21 protein-coding genes are annotated in these 19,479 nt (G+C 68.3%); 6 read left to right on the forward strand and 15 right to left on the reverse strand.

Annotated features, from left to right (window positions below; all coding sequences use genetic code 11):
• Positions 1-14 precede the first annotated feature (14 nt).
• On the reverse strand, positions 15-860 hold the full coding sequence (locus ABJK40_RS06525) for a hypothetical protein (protein ID WP_348479955.1): 846 nt from the start codon (positions 858-860) through the stop codon (positions 15-17).
• Between the two features lie 60 nt (positions 861-920).
• Positions 921-2,576, reverse strand: coding sequence for a fasciclin domain-containing protein (locus ABJK40_RS06530; protein ID WP_348479954.1), 1,656 nt, complete (start codon positions 2,574-2,576; stop codon positions 921-923).
• An 84-nt stretch (positions 2,577-2,660) separates the two neighbouring features.
• Between ABJK40_RS06530 and ABJK40_RS06535 the strand changes: the two genes are divergently transcribed.
• Positions 2,661-3,632 carry a hypothetical protein gene (locus ABJK40_RS06535; RefSeq protein ID WP_348479953.1) on the forward strand — a complete coding sequence of 324 codons (972 nt, stop codon included), beginning with the start codon at positions 2,661-2,663 and terminating at the stop codon, positions 3,630-3,632.
• 163 nt (positions 3,633-3,795) lie between these two features.
• Here ABJK40_RS06535 and erpA read toward each other — a convergent pair whose 3' ends face one another.
• Together erpA and ABJK40_RS06545 are read right to left on the reverse strand one after the other, a co-directional pair.
• A complete protein-coding gene (erpA, locus tag ABJK40_RS06540; protein ID WP_348479952.1) occupies positions 3,796-4,119 on the reverse strand; it encodes an iron-sulfur cluster insertion protein ErpA in 324 nt (107 codons plus the stop codon).
• A 38-nt stretch (positions 4,120-4,157) separates the two neighbouring features.
• Positions 4,158-4,847, reverse strand: a complete 690-nt coding sequence (locus ABJK40_RS06545; RefSeq protein ID WP_348479951.1) for a helix-turn-helix domain-containing protein — start codon at positions 4,845-4,847, stop codon at positions 4,158-4,160.
• A gap of 39 nt (positions 4,848-4,886) precedes the next feature.
• On the opposite strand from ABJK40_RS06545, the gene ABJK40_RS06550 reads away from it, so the two are divergent.
• Positions 4,887-6,194: a P-loop NTPase gene (locus ABJK40_RS06550; protein ID WP_348479950.1), complete on the forward strand. Its 1,308-nt coding sequence runs from the start codon at positions 4,887-4,889 to the stop codon at positions 6,192-6,194.
• Between the two features lie 61 nt (positions 6,195-6,255).
• On the opposite strand, the gene ABJK40_RS06555 is transcribed toward ABJK40_RS06550, so the two are convergent.
• Entirely contained in the window at positions 6,256-7,059 is an 804-nt protein-coding gene (locus ABJK40_RS06555) for an NUDIX hydrolase (RefSeq protein ID WP_348479949.1), read from the reverse strand.
• Between the two features lie 156 nt (positions 7,060-7,215).
• Here ABJK40_RS06555 and ABJK40_RS06560 point away from each other — a divergent pair, with 156 nt between their 5' ends.
• On the forward strand, positions 7,216-8,520 hold the full coding sequence (locus ABJK40_RS06560; RefSeq protein ID WP_348479948.1) for an acetyl-CoA hydrolase/transferase C-terminal domain-containing protein: 1,305 nt from the start codon (positions 7,216-7,218) through the stop codon (positions 8,518-8,520).
• A 34-nt stretch (positions 8,521-8,554) separates the two neighbouring features.
• Here ABJK40_RS06560 and ABJK40_RS06565 read toward each other — a convergent pair whose 3' ends face one another.
• The 5 genes from ABJK40_RS06565 to ABJK40_RS06585 form a co-directional block, all read right to left on the reverse strand.
• A complete protein-coding gene (locus ABJK40_RS06565; RefSeq protein ID WP_348479947.1) occupies positions 8,555-9,568 on the reverse strand; it encodes a cytochrome c biogenesis protein CcdA in 1,014 nt (337 codons plus the stop codon).
• On the reverse strand, positions 9,565-10,176 hold the full coding sequence (locus ABJK40_RS06570) for a TlpA disulfide reductase family protein (protein WP_348479946.1): 612 nt from the start codon (positions 10,174-10,176) through the stop codon (positions 9,565-9,567). Before ABJK40_RS06570 ends, ABJK40_RS06565 begins: the two co-directional genes overlap by 4 nt.
• 198 nt (positions 10,177-10,374) lie before the next feature.
• Positions 10,375-10,935 (reverse strand): WhiB family transcriptional regulator, encoded by a 561-nt coding sequence (locus ABJK40_RS06575; protein WP_348510201.1) that lies wholly within the window; start codon positions 10,933-10,935, stop codon positions 10,375-10,377.
• 123 nt (positions 10,936-11,058) lie between these two features.
• Positions 11,059-11,349, reverse strand: coding sequence for a hypothetical protein (locus ABJK40_RS06580; protein ID WP_348479945.1), 291 nt, complete (start codon positions 11,347-11,349; stop codon positions 11,059-11,061).
• A gap of 177 nt (positions 11,350-11,526) precedes the next feature.
• Complete coding sequence (locus ABJK40_RS06585) at positions 11,527-11,904, reverse strand: WhiB family transcriptional regulator (protein WP_348479944.1); 378 nt, start codon at positions 11,902-11,904, stop codon at positions 11,527-11,529.
• A 152-nt stretch (positions 11,905-12,056) separates the two neighbouring features.
• Here ABJK40_RS06585 and ABJK40_RS06590 point away from each other — a divergent pair, with 152 nt between their 5' ends.
• Both ABJK40_RS06590 and ABJK40_RS06595 read left to right on the forward strand, forming a co-directional pair.
• On the forward strand, positions 12,057-13,196 hold the full coding sequence (locus tag ABJK40_RS06590; RefSeq protein ID WP_348479943.1) for a glycosyltransferase family 2 protein: 1,140 nt from the start codon (positions 12,057-12,059) through the stop codon (positions 13,194-13,196).
• 13 nt (positions 13,197-13,209) lie between these two features.
• Complete coding sequence (locus tag ABJK40_RS06595) at positions 13,210-14,124, forward strand: copper resistance protein CopC (RefSeq protein ID WP_348479942.1); 915 nt, start codon at positions 13,210-13,212, stop codon at positions 14,122-14,124.
• Between the two features lie 35 nt (positions 14,125-14,159).
• Here ABJK40_RS06595 and ABJK40_RS06600 read toward each other — a convergent pair whose 3' ends face one another.
• Positions 14,160-15,134 (reverse strand): NAD(P)H-quinone oxidoreductase, encoded by a 975-nt coding sequence (locus ABJK40_RS06600; RefSeq protein WP_348479941.1) that lies wholly within the window; start codon positions 15,132-15,134, stop codon positions 14,160-14,162.
• Between the two features lie 195 nt (positions 15,135-15,329).
• Positions 15,330-15,905, reverse strand: a complete 576-nt coding sequence (gene orn / locus ABJK40_RS06605; RefSeq protein ID WP_348479940.1) for an oligoribonuclease — start codon at positions 15,903-15,905, stop codon at positions 15,330-15,332.
• A gap of 151 nt (positions 15,906-16,056) precedes the next feature.
• On the opposite strand from orn, the gene ABJK40_RS06610 reads away from it, so the two are divergent.
• The gene (locus ABJK40_RS06610; protein ID WP_348479939.1) at positions 16,057-16,668 is read left to right on the forward strand and encodes a poly-gamma-glutamate hydrolase family protein; all 612 of its coding nucleotides are present in this window, start codon (positions 16,057-16,059) and stop codon (positions 16,666-16,668) included.
• Positions 16,669-16,708: 40 nt separating this feature from the next.
• Here ABJK40_RS06610 and ABJK40_RS06615 read toward each other — a convergent pair whose 3' ends face one another.
• The 3 genes from ABJK40_RS06615 to pdxH form a co-directional block, all read right to left on the reverse strand.
• Positions 16,709-17,806 (reverse strand): HAMP domain-containing sensor histidine kinase, encoded by a 1,098-nt coding sequence (locus tag ABJK40_RS06615; protein WP_348479938.1) that lies wholly within the window; start codon positions 17,804-17,806, stop codon positions 16,709-16,711.
• A complete protein-coding gene (locus tag ABJK40_RS06620) occupies positions 17,803-18,507 on the reverse strand; it encodes a response regulator transcription factor (protein WP_348479937.1) in 705 nt (234 codons plus the stop codon). The genes ABJK40_RS06615 and ABJK40_RS06620 overlap by 4 nt, the downstream gene beginning before the upstream one ends.
• A gap of 220 nt (positions 18,508-18,727) precedes the next feature.
• A complete protein-coding gene (gene pdxH / locus ABJK40_RS06625) occupies positions 18,728-19,384 on the reverse strand; it encodes a pyridoxamine 5'-phosphate oxidase (RefSeq protein WP_348479936.1) in 657 nt (218 codons plus the stop codon).
• Positions 19,385-19,479: the final 95 nt, after the last annotated feature.

Genomic DNA, 19,479 nt, shown 5'->3' on the forward strand with positions numbered 1-19,479 from the left:
ACGCGACGGCCGACTCAGGTGCCGCCTCCGAGATCGTCCGTCACGGTGGTGAACTCCTCCCAGCGCCCGTCCGCGAGCAGCCCAGCCTGAAGCGGCCAGGTCGCCGGTTTGTGGACCGCGTACCGCGAACCCGCCGCGTCGAGCATCGACTGGAGGTCGGCGACGTCGGTGTCGGCGAGTGTCCGCCACGTGGTGATGCCGATCCCGCTGCACAGCTCGCAGATCTTGGGGCCGATCCCCTCGATGACGGTGAGGTCGTCGAGCGTCACCTTCCTCCCGAGGACGCGCGCTGCGGTGTCGAGGTCGAGCGGTCGCGGTTCCTCACCCCCGGCGACGTCGTCGGGACCCGTCGGGCCACCGGCCGAACCCGGGATGTCCCGACCGTCGAGATCGGCGGCTCCGTCAGCGCCCTGCGGTGAATGCTCGACGTCGTCGGACTCGCCACCCGGGCCCTCACCGGTCACTGCTGAGGTGTCGTCGTGAGACGACGCCGTCTCGCCGTGGGCGGGCGCGGCGACCGGCTCGGTGACTTCGGCCGAGTCGGGGTGCGCTTCTGATTCCTCGTCGGACCGCTGATCGGGCTCGGGGGCATCGGGGATCTCGCCACCGACGATGCCCGGCGAATCCGCGTGGCGCACGTCGGCGAGTTGGATCCGCAGGCGGTCCCGCTCCGCCACGACCGGCTCCAGATCGGCGAGTCGCCCCCGGAGTCGTTCGAGTTCGCCTGCATCGACGGTCGATCCCGCTGCCCGTGCCAGTTCCGTGCGGCACTTCAACGAACGCAGCGCCCAGCCGACGCACACGCCGATGCACGCCAACAGGATGCCCCAGCCGAAGAATTTCAGGAGTGTGTAGAGCATCGGTTCTCACTTCCGGTTCTGGAACTTGTCATGACGTCGACTCGCGACGAGCGTCGCAGGTCACCGTGCGCTGACCACGAATTCGACACGGCGACTCGCCACCTTGTCCTCCGCGCCGGCCTCGTCGACGATCGGTTGGGTCGAGCCTCGTCCGGTCGACGTGAGCGTCGCCGGGTCGAGGTCGCGCTCCACCAGCGCCTGGCGCACGCTCGCAGCCCGCATCTCGCTCAGCGCCTGGTTCGTCACCGGATCGCCGTCGGAGTCGGTGTGGCCGACGATGACGATCGCGACGCCGTCCAGACGAGCGGCACGTGCCGCGAGTTGGTCGATGACCGCCCCTGCTTCGAGGGTCAGCGTGCCGGAGTTGGCCTCGAACAGGATGGGGTTGTCCCGTGCGAACTCGTTCAACTCGACCTGCAGGGCCGCGGCGGCATCGGCATCGGCGGTCGGGCGTGGGGAGAGGACGAGGTCGATCCCCTCCGCCGTGGCGAACTCGGCGAGCGCGGCCTCGGCGGCTTCGTCGACGTAGGTGCCGGTGAGACCGAGTCCACTCCCGGCCAGATCGGCTCGACCCTCGACCAGGTTCGGGACCATCAGCGTGATCAGGGTGGACAGACGTTCGACGTCGGCCGCACCGAGCGCGACGTTCGGATCGACGGCGAGGGAGTCGACGACGTTCGCGGGGTCGACCTGAGTCTGTGCCGCGGCGACGAGCGCCAGGCGCTGCTCCTCGCTCTGCACGTCGCCGGTCAGTGTCAGACGCCCACCGAGCAACGACGCGGCGATCGTCGGCGGCGTCGCACCGGCGACGTCACCGAGGACGAATCCCTCGGGGACGAGCAGTCGGTCGATGGCGTGCACCACACCGTTGGAGGCCTCGATGTCGAGCTGGGTCGCCGGATCGTCGACGCCGGCCGCCACGTCGTTGCTCGTGAAGGTGATGCCGCCGTCGGCGTCGGGGTCGACGGCCACCGGGGTCCCGTCGAGCATGTCGAGGTCACCCGCGACGAAGTCGCTCGCCATGATCGCCCCGTCGGTCGCGTGATGCAGCAGCAGGGTGCGCAACGTGTCGGGGTCCGACATCATCGCGATGAACGCATCCGCACCGACGTCATCGAACGCGGCATCGAACGCCGCATCGGTGGGAGCCAGCAGGGTGAACGGGCCGTCGCCACCGAGTGCGTCGGGGCCGTCGAGTCCGGCCGTGGCGAGCAGACCGGCGAGTTCGCCGAAGAGCGGGTCGTCGTCGACGATGTCGACGATGCCGTCGGTTTCGGGCTCGGTCGCCGGTGGGGCGTCGGTCGTGACCGCGGCGTCCGGTTCGGTGACGGTCGGACCGGTCACGGTGGACGCCTCACTCGTCGTCGAGATGTCGTCGCCGACCACGGTCGACGCCGGCGAGGACGAGCCGGCGCACGACCCCGCCAACTCGACGACTCTGACCCCGTTCACGTCCGACGCGATCGCCGCCACCGTGTCGGGGTCGTCGAGTGGTGCATCACAGCTGAGCGTTCCGTCCTGCCCGGAGAACGACGCACGGACGCCGTCGAGCCCTGCGTCGGCGAGTTCGGCCTCGACCCGATCCTCGAGATCGTTCTGCACGACCGGGACGAAGATCGCAGCACCGATGGCGAACGTCACGACGAAGGCGATGGCCCCCAGGCCGACGATCCGACGCCGGTAGCGTCCGGGGGGGATCGTGTCGGTCGTGCTCATCGGCTCGTACGTTCGCACGTTCACCCGTCTCGATTCAACGAGGCCTCGAAAATGTCGCACACCGGACCGAAGCGGGAGACCACCATGACACACGACCACGCGGAAGCCCGGATCCACACGGCGGACGGGTGGCGGTCGGGGACCCACGACCTCCAGGCCGAGCGGGGCCGTTTCGGTCGGCGAACGTTCATCATCGGCACGGCCGCCGCGGGCGTGCTCGCGGCGTGCAGCAACGACGGGTCGTCGAACGGCGGCGACGGGTCGAGCGGGGACGGCACAGCGGTAGGCGATGGCGATTCCGCGTCCGACGGGGACTTCTCGCTCGTCCAGCGGTTCGCGACCGACTCACCGATCCTCGTGCCCGGAGAGCTGCGCCTCCCGTTCGGTCTGATGAGGAATGCCGAGTTCATCGTCGACGGACCCGACACGCTGAGCGCGCGGATCGTCGACATCGACGGGAACACGATCGGAGAACCGATCAGCGCGACCCGTCGCGACGTCACACCTGCGCCGTACTACGCCTTTCGCGCACCGGTCGACCGACCTGGCATCTACGGCATCATCGTCGACGGCGGCCCATCGACCGCAGCCAACTTCCAGGTCTTCGACCCCGCCGACGTGACCATCCCGATCCCCGGGGAGACCTTGGCCGGATTCGACACGCCGACCGTGGAGGAACCAGCGGGCGTCGATCCGATCTGTACACGCCAACCGAGCTGCGAGTTCCACTCGGTCACGCTCACCGAGGCGCTCGCGACCGGGAGCCCGGTGGCCTACTTCGTCGGCACCCCGGCGTTCTGTGCGACCGAATCGTGCACGCCGGCGCTCGAGGCGCTCATCGAGTTGCAGCCCGAGTTCAGCGACGTCGTGTTCGTCCACGCCGAGGTGTACACCGACGACACCGCATCGGTCAGCACGCCCGCCGTGCAGGCGCTGGGCCTGTTCTTCGAGCCGACCGTGTTCCTCGTGGGCCCCGACGGCGTGATCATGGACCGCGTCGACAACCTCTGGAACCCCGACGAGATGCGCGAACGCCTCCGAGCACTCACCGTCTGAATCTCCGACCCGGTCGAGCGCACGACTCACGCCGACGAGCGGCCCACACATTCAGCTCGCTGAGCGGTGATCACGTCGCCCGAAGGCAAGGCGCGTGGCGACGACGTCGAGGTCCGTCGACGACGAGCCTGCGCAACACAGGATTCGGGCGACGTGGCGCCGCTCAGGAGAAGGATTGGCCGCAGCCGCACGTGCGGCTCGCGTTCGGGTTCGTGATGGCGAACCCGGACTGGTCGAGGCCGTCCTTGTAGTCGAGCGTGGCGCCTTCGAGGAGTTGCGCCGACGCCGGGTCGACGACGACCTTGACGTTGTCGTCGTACAACTGCGTCGTGTCGTCGGCGGCGAAGTCGCCGTCGAAGAACATCTCGTAGGAGAACCCCGAACAACCGCCGGGGCGGACTGCGACACGGAGCGCGAGGTCCTCGGCGCCCTCGGCGTCGAGGAGTTGGCGGACCTTGGCGGCGGCGGGGTCGGTGAGCGTGATCATGTCGGTTCCTCCTGAGAATCGGTACCTGTGGCGTGATTCTAACGTGTCGCGACCGTGACACGGCACGGGGTGCGACTGGTGAGCGTGCAGAAGTCGCGGGTCTCCGCATCGCCCATCTGTGCGACGAAACCCGCCACGAGCCCGCGGTGCAGACCGCACACGAGGTCGGGGTGTTCCCGCGCGAGGTCGGCGAACGGACAGTTCGCGAACGCCACGACAGCCGCACCGTCGGAGTTGGCATGCGGGTCCACCGGGTCGGCGTCGCTCACGATGGGGTCGAATCCGAGTCGGTCGAGGTCCGAGACGAGGGCTTCGAGCGTGGACGGTGCGCTGGCGTAGGGGCGGGCGCGTCGGGCACCTTCGTCCTCCCCGACCACCGTGGCGTCTTCGGGACTGGCGTGGAGGCGCTTCGCCATGGCCAACACCATCCGCGCCAGCACCGGCATGGTCGGCGGTTCGAGGCCGAGCGACGGAGCATCGTTGGCGATCGCGTAGCGGTGCTGCGGACGACCGACGTCACCCCGCCCGCCCATCTGGACGTCGATCAGACCTGCGTCGCGCATCTTCTCGAGGTGCGGGCGCACGGTGTTCGCGTGCAGTGCGAGCGACTCGGCGATGTCGGACGTGGCGAGCGGCCGGGGTGACCTGGCGAGTTCGAGGTAGATCGCGTACCGGGTGTTGTCACCGAGCGCTTTGAGCACATCGAGGTTCACGGGTGCTTCGGCCACGTGACGAGATTACACGGCCTTCGCCGGTAAAATCCCGTCATGGCCTCAGCGACACGACCGGCAGGCTCGACACCACCAGCGGGGATGACGCTCCGCACCCGCGCGGCCAAGGAACCCGTCGGCGCACCTCCGAGCGTCGACGAGGTGATGGCCGTGCTGGCGAACGTGATCGACCCGGAGTTGGGCGCCGACATCGTCTCGCTCGGCATGGTCCCGTCGGTCGAGGTCGCCGACGACGGCTGGGTGACGGTGGAGATCAAGCTGACGATCAGCGGGTGCCCGATGCGCGCCGAGATCAAGAAAGAGGTCGAGACCCGCGTCGAACTGCATCCCGGTGTGGCGCGCACGAAGATCGTCTGGGGCGAGATGAACGCCGACGAGCGCAGCGCCGTCATGACCAAGGCCCGGTGGAACGCGCGCGAGAACGCTGCGGCCACGATGGTTCCCGACACGTGCAACGTGTTGGCCATCGCGTCGGGCAAGGGTGGCGTCGGCAAGTCGTCGGTCACCGTGAACCTCGCCGCCGCTCTGGCGACGCTGGGGCACACCGTGGGGGTGCTCGACGCCGACATCTGGGGTTTCTCCGTGCCACGTCTGCTCGGGATCGGCGACCGGATGGAGGCCGAGAAGGTCGAGGGCTCCGACAAGCCGCTGATCATGCCGAACGAGCGCCGGGTCGGCGAGGGGTTGTTGAAGGTCGTCTCGACCGGCTTCCTCGTCGGCGAGGACACGGCGCTGATGTGGCGCGGCCTGATGCTCACCAAAGCCGTCGAGCAGTTCCTGCGCGACGTGCAGTGGGGCGAGCTCGACTACCTGCTGATCGACATGCCCCCCGGCACGGGTGACGTCCAGATGGGCCTCGCACGGATGCTTCCGTCGACCGACATGATCGTGGTCACCACGCCGGCGCTCGCCGCACAGAAGGTGGCTCAACGTGCTGCCGACATGGCGAAGCGGAGCTTCCTGAACGTCGTCGGCGTGATCGAGAACATGTCGTCGTTCACCGACTCGGCCGGGGTCGAACACGCCCTGTTCGGCACGGGCGGCGGGGCGGCACTGGCGGCGGCGATCGATGCGCCGCTGCTCGGGCGCATTCCGATCGAACCGGCCGTGGCCGCGGGCGGCGACGCCGGTCAGCCGATCGCGATCGAAGGAACCGGTGTGGCGGCGGACGTGTTCCGCTCGATCGCCGAGCACATCGCCTCCGAACTGGCGCCGGTGCGTCAGGCCGACGACGTCGACATGGCGGGCTGCACCGCCCGACTCTTCGACTCGGTGAACAAGGCGTTCGACGAACTCGATGCGCAAGCCGCCACCGAGTCGGTCACCAGCGTCACGGTCGACTGAACCTCTGTCGTTCCGTCATCCTCTGTTGTTCCGTCCGGGACGGAACAACTGAGGTTGGACGTCAGACGTGGTCGTAGTCGGCATCCCAGGGCATCACGACACCGATCATCCTGCCGGTGTCGTCGAAACGGGTCTTGGGCAGGATCTTGATCGGGTCGACGATCGCCTCCCCGGCATCCACCGCGGCGCTCGCCGTGTCGAAGCCGTCGAGCCAGCGCAGGTTCTTGATGGTCGGCGGCATCATCACCAGTTCGCCGTCCGCCTGCATCCGCAGTGCCTCGCTCGGACGGATCCACGTGCTGGCCGTGGTCTCCTTGTCGTCGTGCAGACCATCCTGCCCCGGAGGTGTCTCGGTGACGAAGAACCGGGTGTCGAAGCGGCGCGCCTCCCCGATCGGGGTCAGCCAGTGGTCGACGTACTGCGTGGTCGACACGTCGAGCACCAGGTCGTCACGCCGACACAGGTCGACCATCGACAACGTGCCGTCGTGGACGCCGTGCCGGTCGTCATCGCCGACGCTCAGCGCAGAGCCGTCACGCGGGTTCGCGAGCAGGATCCCGGCTTCTTCGAAACACTCACGGATCGCGGCGACCCAGTAGGCCAACCCACCCGACTCGAGGCCCAACTGACGCGACGCGTCCGCGTCATCGAGGCCGTGGCAGAACGGCTCGATCTCGGCCGCACCGTCGGCATCGTCCACTCGGCCGCCGGGAAACACGTACATCCCCGCGGCGAACGAGGCGTTGCCGACACGTCGCAGCATGAAGACCTCGACGCCGGGGTCGCCGTCGACTGCATCGCGCACGAGCATCACCGTGGCCGCCGTCCGGATCGGGACGGTGGTCGGATCGAAATCGTCAGCCATCGTCGAACCGTACGCGCGGCGCGGCGACCGGGAACCATCCGGCCTGGTGACATCCATCCCGGGAGTGGCCATCCGGGAGGCACCATCCGGGAGGGAGGTCGGACCGGGAGGCGACGGTCACGTTGCTGTCGTTCGTGTGTGGCCTACGTTCGGAGTGTGATCGACGCACCGAACCAACCGTCCGACGTGGTCGACCTGCTCGACGCGGACACCCGGATCATCGTCCCGCTCGCGAACGGCGAACCCACCGCCGTCCTCGATGCGATCGAGGACGCCGTGGCGGCCGACATCGCAGCAGGAACCGACCGCTTCACCGCCCTGCGGGTCCATCAGATGCACGCGTTGCACGACCGGCGATACCTGCGCGCCGAATTCGGCGATCGGATGCGGCACATCTCGTACTTCCTGTCGCACGTGACGCGCCCACACTTCCGCGCCGGCACGGTCGGCCTCGTCCCCGCTCACTTCAGCGAGGTGTACGAGATGATGCAGCACCGCACGTCAGCTTCCGACAGCCCACCGCTCGTGGTCGCCGCCGCATCGCATCCCGACCGACACGGCTACTTCAGCCTCGGCGTGTCGGCCGACTACGTGTCGAGCTTCATCGGTCGCGCCCCCTTCTTCCTCGAGGTGACCGAGCACATGCCGCGGACGTTCGGACGCAACCAGATCCACGTGTCCCAGGTCGCGGGCTGGTGCCGGAGCGACCGTGCACTCGTCGAAGTACTGCCCGCCGAGGCGGACGACACCGACCGCGCCATCGCCTCCCTCGTCGCCGAGCGGATCCCGAACGGTGCAACGATCCAGACCGGCATCGGCGCGATCCCGAACGCGATCATGGCGTCCCTCGACGGTCACCGTGACCTCGGCGTCCACACCGAACTCCTGAGCGACGGGGTGGTTGACCTGATGGAATCAGGCGTGGTCAACGGCGTGCGCAAACGCCTCAACCGGACCAAGGCGGTCGGCACGTTCGCGCTCGGCACGAACCGGTTGAACGATTTCCTGCACGAGAACACCGCCGTCGAGTTGCACGCCGTGCGGTACGTGAACGACCCGCGCGTGATCGCCCAGGAGAACGACTTCGTGTCGATCAACGCCACGCTGTCGGTCGACTTCATCGGTCAGTGCGCGTCCGAGACGATCGGCGGGCAGTACTACTCGTCGTCGGGCGGTCAGAACGACTTCGCACGTGGGGCGATGTACTCCGACGGTGGGCAAGGGTTCGTGGTGCTGCACTCGACGACCAACTCGGGCCGCTCGAAGATCGTGCCGCAGTTGGCGGCGGGCGATGTGGTCACGACCCCGAAGAACACCGTCGACAAGGTGGTCACCGAGTTCGGGGTCGCCGAACTCCGTTACGCCACGGTGCGCGAACGCACCCGCCGCCTGATCGACATCGCACACCCCGACCACCGAGCGGAACTCACCGCGGCGGCCGAGGCCATGAACTACCTCTGACGGAGCCGGCGAGGCCGGGCCGGTCGAGGCGCGTCTACTGGACCACGACGTCGCGCGGTTCGGGCGCGGGGTCGTCTCGCTCGGTTCCACGCCGGTCCCGACCGTCCTGGAGGAGTCCGAGCGCCCCGGCGGTGGCGATGGCGACACCGATGATCCCGACGGCGACCCAGTCGCCCGACGCGGGTCCGGCCACGAGAACGATCGCTGCGACCGCTCCAGCGAGGATGGCGGAGCTGCGGGAGTAGACGTAGGCGATCGTCGCACCGAGGACCGAGAAGAGGACGACGGCGACGCCCCAGCGGTGGTCGTTCAGGAACCCACTCACCCACGCCTGGCGCGCATCGACCCACCGGGTGACCGCTTCGTCCTCGGCCCGGAGGTCGACCCAGTAGAAGTACCAGAGTAGGTAGACGCCCGAGATCAGCACGAACGCCGCTGCGATGCGGTCCATGTACTGCAGGCCCCGGCGCAGCACGCCGAGCAGACCGGTGTTGGCGAAGGCGAGCGCGACGGTGAGGCCGCCCACGAGCACGGCCATTCCGGCCGCGTAGGCGAGTCCGTTGGTGAGTCCGTCGAGCGCGTTGGCGCCCTCGCGTGAGCTCGTGGCGAACACCGCGGAGATGAAGAAGCCGATCGTGCATCCGAGCGACGCCACCGCATAGGCGACGCCGTAGACGAACATCGACGCCACCGTCTGGTCCTTCTGGCCCTGCAGCTTCTGGGGGTTCATGAAGGGCAGCTTGAACCCGAACAGCATCGCGGCACCGAGCACGACCAGCGCCACGCCGAAGAACCCGGTCGCGTACTTCGCATTCGCCGTGAGCCAGTTCGTGGCGTAGTTGGCGACGAACGCCGCCACGACGAACACGGCCATGAACCCGAGGCTCAGGGAGCCCGACACCTTCAGCGCCTTGCGCAGCGTCTCCCTCTGCGTCAGCTTCTCCTGCGAACCCTGGAGCCCCAGGAAATACATCAGATACGTGGGCAGCAGCACGAACCCGCAGGGATTGACGGCGGCGAGGATGCCCGCCACGAACCACAGACTCATCGGTTGTCCACTTCCTGGAGTTCGGCGACCTCGGCACGCAGCCCGTCGGCGTCGATCACCCCGGTCTGCTCGACGATGAGACCGTCGGAGGTGACGAACAGCGTCTGGGGGAAGGCGGCGATGCCCACCCCTTCGAAGAACTCGGCGAACGAGTCCTGGTACAGGTCGTAGGTGACACCCTTGTCCGCGGCGAAACGTTCCATCACCGGGACGGAGTCGGTGGTGTTGATCCCGATGAACCGGACGTCGCTGCCCACCTCGGCGTGCACTTCGGCGAAGTCGGGCAACTCCTTGGCACACGGGACGCACGTGCTGTACCAGAAGTTGATGACCGTCGGCTGGCCGAGGAACGACTGCGTCGACACCTCGTTCCCGTCGGGATCGAGCACGACCGCTTCGGGAAGCATCTCGCCTTCGACGGCGTCGTTCGTCGGGATCTCGGACACCGCGTCGGGGATCGTGCGGTCCTGCGGGTCGTCCAGCACCGCGTCGACATCGGATGCGTCGTCACCGCCGACCGTCTGGGACCAGACGTAGCCGCCGGCCACACTCACGATCACGGCGACGGCGAGGGAGCCGACCAGGAGCCGTGGACGGTTGATCTTCATGGGGCCGAGGGTAATCACCACATCAGGTGAGGTCGCTCGGCGGACGCTGAACGTTCCGGGAACGCCGCGAAATGTCCGTGTCGGGTCGCCACTCCGCTCCGCGCGCCCGTTCCCATCTGTGCCCCACCTGGTGACATCCATCAGCGATGGATGTCACCAGGAGCAGACGGCGACCTCGACGCTCGTGCAGCTTCGCGATCAGGCGGGGATCGCGACCGGGCCCATCTCGTCGTAGACGACCTCGGGGCGCGGGTGCTTGGGCGGGCGCCCGCAGGGACGCTTGTTGGCGACGATCCGACCGCCCGAGATCAACTCGCCGCCCCAGACGCCCCAGGGCTCCTCGCGTTCGAGGGCGCCCGCGAGGCAGGCCAGCCGGAGGGGGCACAGCGCACACATCGCCTTGGCGCGGGAGATGTCGACGACGTGGTCGGAGAAGAACAGACCGGTCATCGTGCCGTTGCCGTCGGCGCAGCGAGCCACCGGAGAACGCGCGTCGAGCGACTCGTCGACGTCACCGGGTGCGATGCCGGCGACCTGGTCGGGTCTGTCGGGGGCACGGCCCGGTGGCCTCGGTTCGTCGGGTGCCAGCGGTTCGACGGCGAGGTCGTCGCGGTCGACGTCGCCGAGTTCGTGGATGGACATGAGGTGCTCCTGGAAGGGATCGAGGGTGTGGTCGGATGCCGTGGACGCTCGCCGGACGGACGTCGGGCGTGCTGGGGTGCGGTCGGTGGGGCGGTGGCGGGTCGAGATGGAGTTCATGGTTCATGCTCTCTGGTGAGGTGTTGCTGGTGGGTCTGGGCTGGGATTCGGGGCGGAAAACGACGAAGGGCGGCGGGTTCTGTGAACCCGGCGGCCTCGGAGGAGGTGATGACGTTGCGTTGGCTACGTCATGCCTTCGAGGCGGCCGGGGTGAATTCGCTTGGTGGAGTGATCGACGAAGGACGTGGGGCAGTTGCCCATTCCCTCACCCGAACCGGAGCCACCGAGCCACGGATTCGTCGCGACGGCGGTTGCCGCGTACGAGACGGTCGTGGACGCTGCACGCGCGGCGGGTGCCTGTGCACGTGCGATGGTCGAGGTGCCGACACGGGGGCGTTCGCCGGCGACCGACATCGACGCAGCGAGGGCGCGACCGAACAGCGAGGTGGTGTCGGTGTGGGTCATCGTCGTCATCGGTCATCTCCCTTCGTGGTGGTCTTCGTGATCAGGCTTCGTGGCTCGCGTTCGTGCGGCGAGTAGGTGCTAGGCAAACACGTTCGTGCCTCTCCGGTCAAGGAGGTTTCGCGATTCCGTCGGATTTCTTCGGATTTCTTCGGATCGCGGGGTCCGGTCGCGGGTCGCGAGAGGAGATCAGGCCACGAGGTGGGCGGGGATCGGTGCTTCGTCGACCACCAGGATCGGCAGCGGATGCTTGCGCGGGCGGCCACGCTTGCGCTTCACCTCGACCGGTGATCCGTCGAGTACGAGCATCCCACCCCAGACCCCGTAGGGCTCCTGGCGCTGGATGGCACCGGACAGGCAGGCGTCGCGGAGACCACAGGGCCCGCAGATCGCCTTGGCCCGGGCGAGGTCGTGGTCGTCCTCGGAGAAGAACAGATAGGACAACGTGCCGTTGCCGTCGGCGCAGCGGGCGAAGCTGCTCCCCGGAATCGTCTCGTCGAAGTCTCCGGTGTCGGGGACGAGCGGGCGGCCGATCGTCGTGGCGACGGTTGCGAGTGTGAGGTTCATGGCGGGATTCCCTTCAAGTGATCGGTTCGGGTGATCGGTGGCGGGCTGGTCGTGTTGCGTGTCTTCACGGGACAAGAGGCGGTGGCGGAGCCCGCCTTGCACTTTTCGCGACGAAGATCCGCGAATTTCTCCGGTCGTGCCACAGTGGGGACATGTCGGCCCTGCTCAGCGTGGAGATCGCCGGGTTCGATCACGGTCCGCTCGAGCTCGCCGTCTACGCCGGCGGGTGGATGCTCGGGTGGTTGCTCCTGTGGAAGCCACTGCCTCTGTCGTCGATGTCGTCGATGTCGTCGATGTCGTCGAGGGCCGAGGTGTCGCCGTCGGTCGAACGCCCCGGCGTCGCGGTCGTCATCCCCGCTCGCAACGAGGCGCACGGGCTGGCGAACCTGCTGCGGCCGCTGGTCGCCCAACGCCGCTCGGGCGACCGGATCCTGGTCGTGGACGACCACTCGACCGACGGCACCGCCCGCGTGGCGCGTGCGTTCGAGGTCGACGTCGTCACGCCTCCTCCACCCGGCGACGGGTGGCTCGGCAAGCCGAACGCGTGCTGGTTCGGCGCATCGGTGACCGATCAGGCGACGCTCGTGTTCCTCGACGCCGACGTCCGGCCCGGCCCCACCCTGCTCGACGACCTGGCAGCAGCGGTGGGTGACGACCCCGACGCGCTCGTGTCGATGCAGCCGTGGCACCGGATGGAGACCGTCGGGGAGCAGCCGAGCATCCTGTGCAACATCACCGCACTCATGGGGTGCGGCGCGTTCACGATCGCACCGCGCGTCACCTCGAGCAACGTGGCGTTCGGACCGGTGATCGCAGTCGATCGGGTGGCGTACGAGCGATGCGGCGGGCACGGCGCGCCATCGGTCCGATCGATGCACACCGAGGACATCGGCCTCGCGCGAGCCGTGGGGCGCAGCCGCCTGGCGAACGGGTCGCCGGCGACCACGACGTTCCGGATGTACCCCGGTGGCTTCGCCGAGTTGGTCCGCGGGTGGACGCGCAGCATCGCGACCGGCGCTCGGTTCACGCGCTGGTGGGTCGGCCTCGCCGTGGCGCTGTGGATGTGTTCGGTGGCCGGTGGATGGCTGGCGGCGCCGATCGTGTACCCGTTGACCGCCGTGCAGATCTGGGTGCTGGGACGGCGGGCGGGCACGATGCACCCGGTCGCAGCCGCGATGTTCCCGCTGCTGGTGGTCGTGTTCGTCGTGATCTTCGTGCGCAGTGTCGTCGCCGTGCTCTTGCGCCGCGATGTGACGTGGAAGGGTCGACAGGTCGGGGCTCGGACCGGCTGATTGAATGATCCACATGGAGCAGCACGACTCGGCACGGCGGGGACGGCGACCGGCCCGCCGCGTGATCCGCCTCGTCGCAGCGACGCTCATGATCGCGGTGTTCGGTGCGGTGGGGGCACCGGCGACGCCCGCCTCGGCGCACGACGGGATCCGCTCCTCCTCCCCCGAGAACCGGTCGACGATCGACGAGCCCATCTCCTCGGCCGAGATCGACTTCGGCGAGGGCATCTCCGACCAGGTCTCGATGTTCCTGACCTACGACCCGGGCGACGGGACGACGGTCGACATCGGCGGCGAGACGGTCAAGACGAGCGACGAAACGGCGCGCCTGGACTTCCCCGAGATCACCGAACAGGGCACCTACTTCGTCCGCTACATCGCCCCGGTGCCCTCGGACGGACACGTCGTGGCCGGTTCGATCTCGTTCACCTGGGGCGCACCCACGGCCGTGGTCGACAGCCCGAATCCCGACATCCGGACCTCCACCCCGTCGTCGCTCGAAGTCCTGGAACAACCGATCACGTCGGCCGAGATCACCTTCGCACTCGAACTGGAGGACGACGTGATCCTGCAACTGGTCTACGACGAAGGCAACGGCGTCGACTTCGACGACCTGCGCAGCGTCACGACGAAGACGGGACCGAACACGGCGACGGTCGAGTTCGACGAGTTGGACCGCAAGGGCACCTACATCATCGCCTACGACGCCGTCAACACGGTCAACGGTGACGAGGTCGTGGGTGCCATCTCGTTCGTGTACGGGCAACCGAGCGGCGAACTGTCCTCCGACTTCCCCTGGACCCTGTTCGTCCCGGTGGCCGCACTCGTGCTCGGAATCGGCGCGTTCCTCAGCTACCGACGGATGCTCGTCCCCGTCGACGACCCCGACGAGGACGACGAACAGCCCGAAGTGCTCACGTCGACCTGATCACGGCAACGCCGTCGTCGCCGCTCGGACGATGCTCACACGTCGAGGAGGATCTTGCCGATGGAAGCGTTGGACTCCATGTGGCGGTGGGCGTCGGCGACGTCGTCGAACGCGTAGCGCGAGTCGATCACGGGCGCGAGTGCGCCCGACTCGAACAGCGGGATCATCTCGCTGCGGAACCGTTGACACAGTGCGAGCTTGCGCTCGAGGGGCCGTGCCCGCAGGGTGGTACCCACCCACGTGATCCGCTTCATCAGCAGCAGGCCCATGTTCACCGGAGCCGACCCACCACCCATCAGCCCGACCTGCACGATCGTGGAGTCCATCGCGACGGCCCGGAAGTTGCGGTCGGCCTCGTCGCCGCCGACCACGTCGAGCACGACGTCGACGCCGCCCGGGACCGCGGACTGGAGGTCGGCGAGCCAGTCGTTCGGACTGCGTTCGAGGACGAGGTCGGCACCCAGCTCGCGGCACGCGTCGACCTTGCCGGCCGAACACGTGACGGCGATCGTCGCGCCGATCGCCTTGGCGATCTGGATCGCCGCTGTTCCCACGCCCGATGCACCGGCGTGGACGAGCGCCCAGCGACCACTCGTGAGCCCGCCCTGCACCACGAGTGCGTCCCATGCGGTGAGGAACACCTCGGGGATCGCTGCTGCGTCGGCCAGGTCGATCCCGACCGGCACCGGCAACGCCTGTCGGGCGTGGGTGACGACCTGCTCCGCGTAGCAACCACCCGACTCGATGCCCATCACGAGGTCGCCGACCGACCACTCGGTCACGTCGGCACCGACCGCTGCGACCGTGCCGGCGTACTCGAGGCCGGGGATCTCCAGCTCGAGCTTGCGCGGATCGGGGTAGCCACCCTGGCGCTGCAGCGTGTCGGCCCGGTTCAGCGCACTGTGGGCGACGTCGACGAGAATCTGATCGGGTCCGGGGGACGGCGACGGGACGTCCTCGATCGTGAGGACCTCGGGGCCTCCATGGTCACGGAGTACGACAGCACGCATGCCACGACCGTACCGAGGACACCCGTTCCTGCCCGTCACCGGCGCGACGTTGTTCCTGGCGCTGCGAGGCCAAGCGGTCGACGATGGGCTCCGGAAGGACGGCTCGGGGTGCCGACGTTCGGGCCCGGAACCTCAGAACGAGCCCGAACCTCAGCGACCGAAACGTAGTGTCGTCGCGGCCGACGATGCGACGAATTAGGCGTTCTCGGCGACGGTGTCCATCGGCGTGACGTCCGGGGCCGCGACGAAAACGTGCTCGCGGTAGTACGCGAGCTCCTTGACCGACTCGCGGATGTCGTCGAGCGCTCGATGGCTGCCCTGGCCGCGCGGCCGGTTGGCATCGAGTTCGGGGTACCAGCGCTTGACGAGTTCCTTCACGCTGGACACGTCGATCGATCGGTAGTGCAGGTACTCCTCGATCTCGGGCAGATAGGCCGTGAGGAAACGTCGGTCGGTGCCGATCGAGTTCCCGCACAGCGGGACCGAGCGTTCCTCGGGCACGTGCTCCTTGATGAACGCGAGCGTCTCGGCACCCGCATCGGCGAGGCTGATGGTGGACGCCTTGATCTGCTCGAGGAGACCCGACTTGGTGTGCATGTTGGCGACGAACGGATCCATCGCAGCGAGCTCGTCGTCCGTCGCATGCACCACGAGATCAGGTCCTTCCGCGACGATGTTCAGATCGTCGTCGGTGATCAGGGTGGCGATCTCGACGATCACGTCCGACGTGTGATCGAGTCCGGTCATTTCGAGGTCCATCCACACGAGCATCGCCGGTCATCGTAGGGGGGACGCTCCGACAACGGGGTGGACCGACGGCCGGGCGACCGCCACTCCGGTCACCTGTCGCCGGCTGACCCGTCGCCGGGTTGTCCGGGGACGGATCGACGTCGCGACGGGCCGTGGGGGCATGATGTTGACGATGGGCGAGTTCGCAGAGGTGCTCGATGCGCCCGGGGTCGAGGAGATCTGCGAGTTGCGCGGTCGGGTCGGGTTCATGGCGTACCACGGCGGACATCTGGAATGGATGACCGACGTGATCGCACGACGCGCGGCCGACGCCTCGGGCTCGTCGCTCTACGCCGTGGTGCAACCCGCCGGGATGCGCGAGCACTTCACGTCGACCACCGTCGAACCGTCGGCCTCCGCATCACTGGCCCGCTTCCTCGAGCACGTGGAGATCGTCATCACCGTCCACGGTTTCGGGCGACGTGGCATGTTCGGCTCGATGCTGCTCGGCGGGCAGAACCGCGAGTTCGCCGAACACGTGGGCGATGCGATCCGCTCCGCTCTGCCCGCCTACGAGGTCCTCACCGACCTCGAGACGATCCCCGTTCAGTTGCGAGGCCTGCACGACCGCAACCCGGTGAACCTGCCGCCGCAGCAGGGCGTGCAGATCGAGCTGCCGCCGCGCGTGCGCGGGTCGAGTCCACTCTGGTGGGACTGGGAGGGGCCTGGACTCACGCCCCACACCGAGTCGCTGATCGACGCCCTGGCCGAAGCCGCCCTCACCTGGACGACCCGAGAGCCGTGACCGACCGACCGCCGACCGGACGACTCCCCTGAATCCGGCCCTATCGGGCGATCTGTACGGGCAGCGAGATCTCGACGATGCCGCCCGGGCCCTCACCGAGGCTCACGGTTCCCTGATGCGCGGTGACGATCCCCTTGGCGATCGACAAGCCGAGACCGGCGGTACCGGTGCGCAGGTCGCGCGCCTCGTCGGCACGCGTGAACGGTTCGAAGGCATGCTCGCGGAAGTCTGCGGGGAAGCCCTCGCCTTCGTCGATCACGCGCAACGTGGCGACGTCAGCCACGCGGTGGATCTGCACGAGCACGACGGAGTCGTCCGGCGCATGGCGGATCGCGTTGTCGAGGAGATTCCGCACGACGCGACCCAACTGCGGCCCGTCGGCGTCGATCGTCACCCGACGATCGGCCTCGAGCAGCAGCTTGACGCGACGCTGCTCGGCCAGCGGACGCACCGTTTCCATGGCTTCGTCGGCCAGTTCGGTGAGGTCGAGCTTCGTGCGCTGCAATTCGATCGTGCCGCTGATGATCTTGGTGTGCAGTTGCATGTCGTCGACCAGCGACGACAGTGCTCGCACCTGGCGCTCCATCCCAGCGAGGTAGAGGTCGGGGTCCGGGGCCACGCCGTCGCGGATCGCCTCGACCGCGGCGCGCAGTGCCGCGAGCGGCGTGCGCAGATCGTGCGAGATCGACGACAGCATCAGCGACCGTTCCGTCTCGATCGTGCCGAGTCGGGTGACCATCACGTCGAACATCGCAGCGGCTTCGCCGAGTTCGTCGTTGCGCTGCACGCCCGTGCGAGCCGACAGGTCACCGGCCGCGACCGCCATCGCCGCCGCACAGATCCGCTTGGCGTCACGGGCGACCGGTCGAGCGAGCAGCATCGCGACACCCGCCGCAGCGAGCACCGCCGGGATCAACGCCCACATCAGCTTCGTGCGGACGTGGTTGTCGATCAGCATCGTCTGCGTGGCGATGGCGAGCATCATGATCGCCACGCCCAACACCGCGAGGTTCGCCGCCAGGAAGCGACGGCCGAGCCGGTTCATGCCGCGCGTTCGAGACGCCGGCCCGGCGAGTTCACCCGACTCGGCCCGCAGCGTGCGCTCCGTGGCCGGCTCGTCGCGGACGGTCCTGCTCACGGCTCGAACCGGTAGCCGACGCCCCAGACCGTCGTGATCCACCGCGGCTTCTCGGGGTCGGCCTCGATCTTGTTGCGGATCCGCCGCACGTGGACCGTGACCGTTGCCGGGTCCTGCCATTCGGGCGACGACTGCCACACCTGCTCGAGCAGTTGCGCTCGCGAGAAGACCTGCCGTGGCGAGTTCGCCAGGAACGCCAACACGTCGAACTCCTTCGGCGTCATCTCGACGATCTTGCCGTCGAGGAGCACTTCGCGAGCGAGCGGGTCGACGCTCAGGCCGTCGAACTCGATCAGCTTCGGTGCGGTCGTGTCGCGGTTGCCGCTGCGACGCAACACGCCGTTGACCCGGGCCGCGAGCTCACGCGGCGAGAACGGCTTGACCACGTAGTCGTCGGCACCCAACTCGAGCCCGGCGACCCGGTCGGACTCCTCGGCACGAGCGGTGAGCATGATCACCGGGATGTTGCTGGTCGAACGCACGCGACGGAGGATGTCGAGTCCGTTGACGCCGGGGAGCATCATGTCGAGCACGATCAGGTCGGGGGTCTCGGCCTCGAGCATCTCGAGTGCGACGTTGCCGTCGGCGGCTTCCGACACGTCATGGCCGTCGCGTCGCAGATACCCCACGACCACCTCGCGCACGGTCGGTTCGTCATCCACGACCAGGACCCTGGTCGGCCCGACTTTGGTTCCCGTCATGGCGACATCCTCACGCCTCTCGTGAACAAGTTCAACTCGCAGTGTCGGCTGTTTCCGCTTTGGCTCGCTCGCCGCGCACGAACAGACACCTCACGGTGAGTCTGGGTCGGACCTGCGGCGACGCAGACTCACCGCAGAACACCACGACCGCGCAACGGTGAGTCTGGGTCGGACCTGCGGCGACGCAGACTCACCGCAGAGAGGGGTGGTGACGCGCAGGTCACGGGGCCAGCCGCTCGATCGTCCAGACGCCCGTGTCGTCGCGCCGGTAGCGGAGGCGGTCGTGCAGGCGGCTGGGTCGGCCCTGCCAGAACTCCCACTCGGACGGGACGAGCCGCCACCCACCCCAGAATGCGGGTCGCGGGATATCGGGGTCGGTCTCGTCGACGCCGAACTCGGCCGCGACGGCGGCCACCCGAGCCTCGAGCGCTCCCCGGTCGGCGATGACCTCGCTCTGGGGCGACGCCCACGCTCCGAGTTGGCTGCTGCGCGGTCGCGATGCGAAGTAGTCGTCGGACTCCTGGCTCGTGGCCCGCTCGATCGTTCCGCGCACGCGCACCTGGCGGTGGAGGTCGAGCCACGCGAAAACCGCCGATGCAACCGGCGCCGCGTCGAGCTGGCGGCTCTTGGCACCCGTGTAGTTGGTGTAGAAGGCGAAGCCGCGTTCGTCCGCGCCACGGGCCAGCACGATGCGGGCATCGGGTGCTCCGTCGAGGCCGATCGTCGACAAGGTCATCGCGTTCGGTTCGGCGACCCCGGCGTCGAACGCGTCGTCGTGCCAGCGTTGCCACTGGAGCATCGGGTCCGCATACACGTCGTCGACGTCGAGCCCCGCCGTCTCGTACTGCACCCTGCGACTCCGCACCGATTCGTTCATCACGTCGAGTCTCGCGCTTCTCGCACACCCGCCGCAGATCCGTTCGGGCGCCCCGGCACGCATGTGCGAACCAGCCCTCCCACCGGCATCGCACG

Source organism: Ilumatobacter sp. (genome assembly GCF_039969435.1).
GTDB lineage: Bacteria > Actinomycetota > Acidimicrobiia > Acidimicrobiales > Ilumatobacteraceae > Ilumatobacter_A.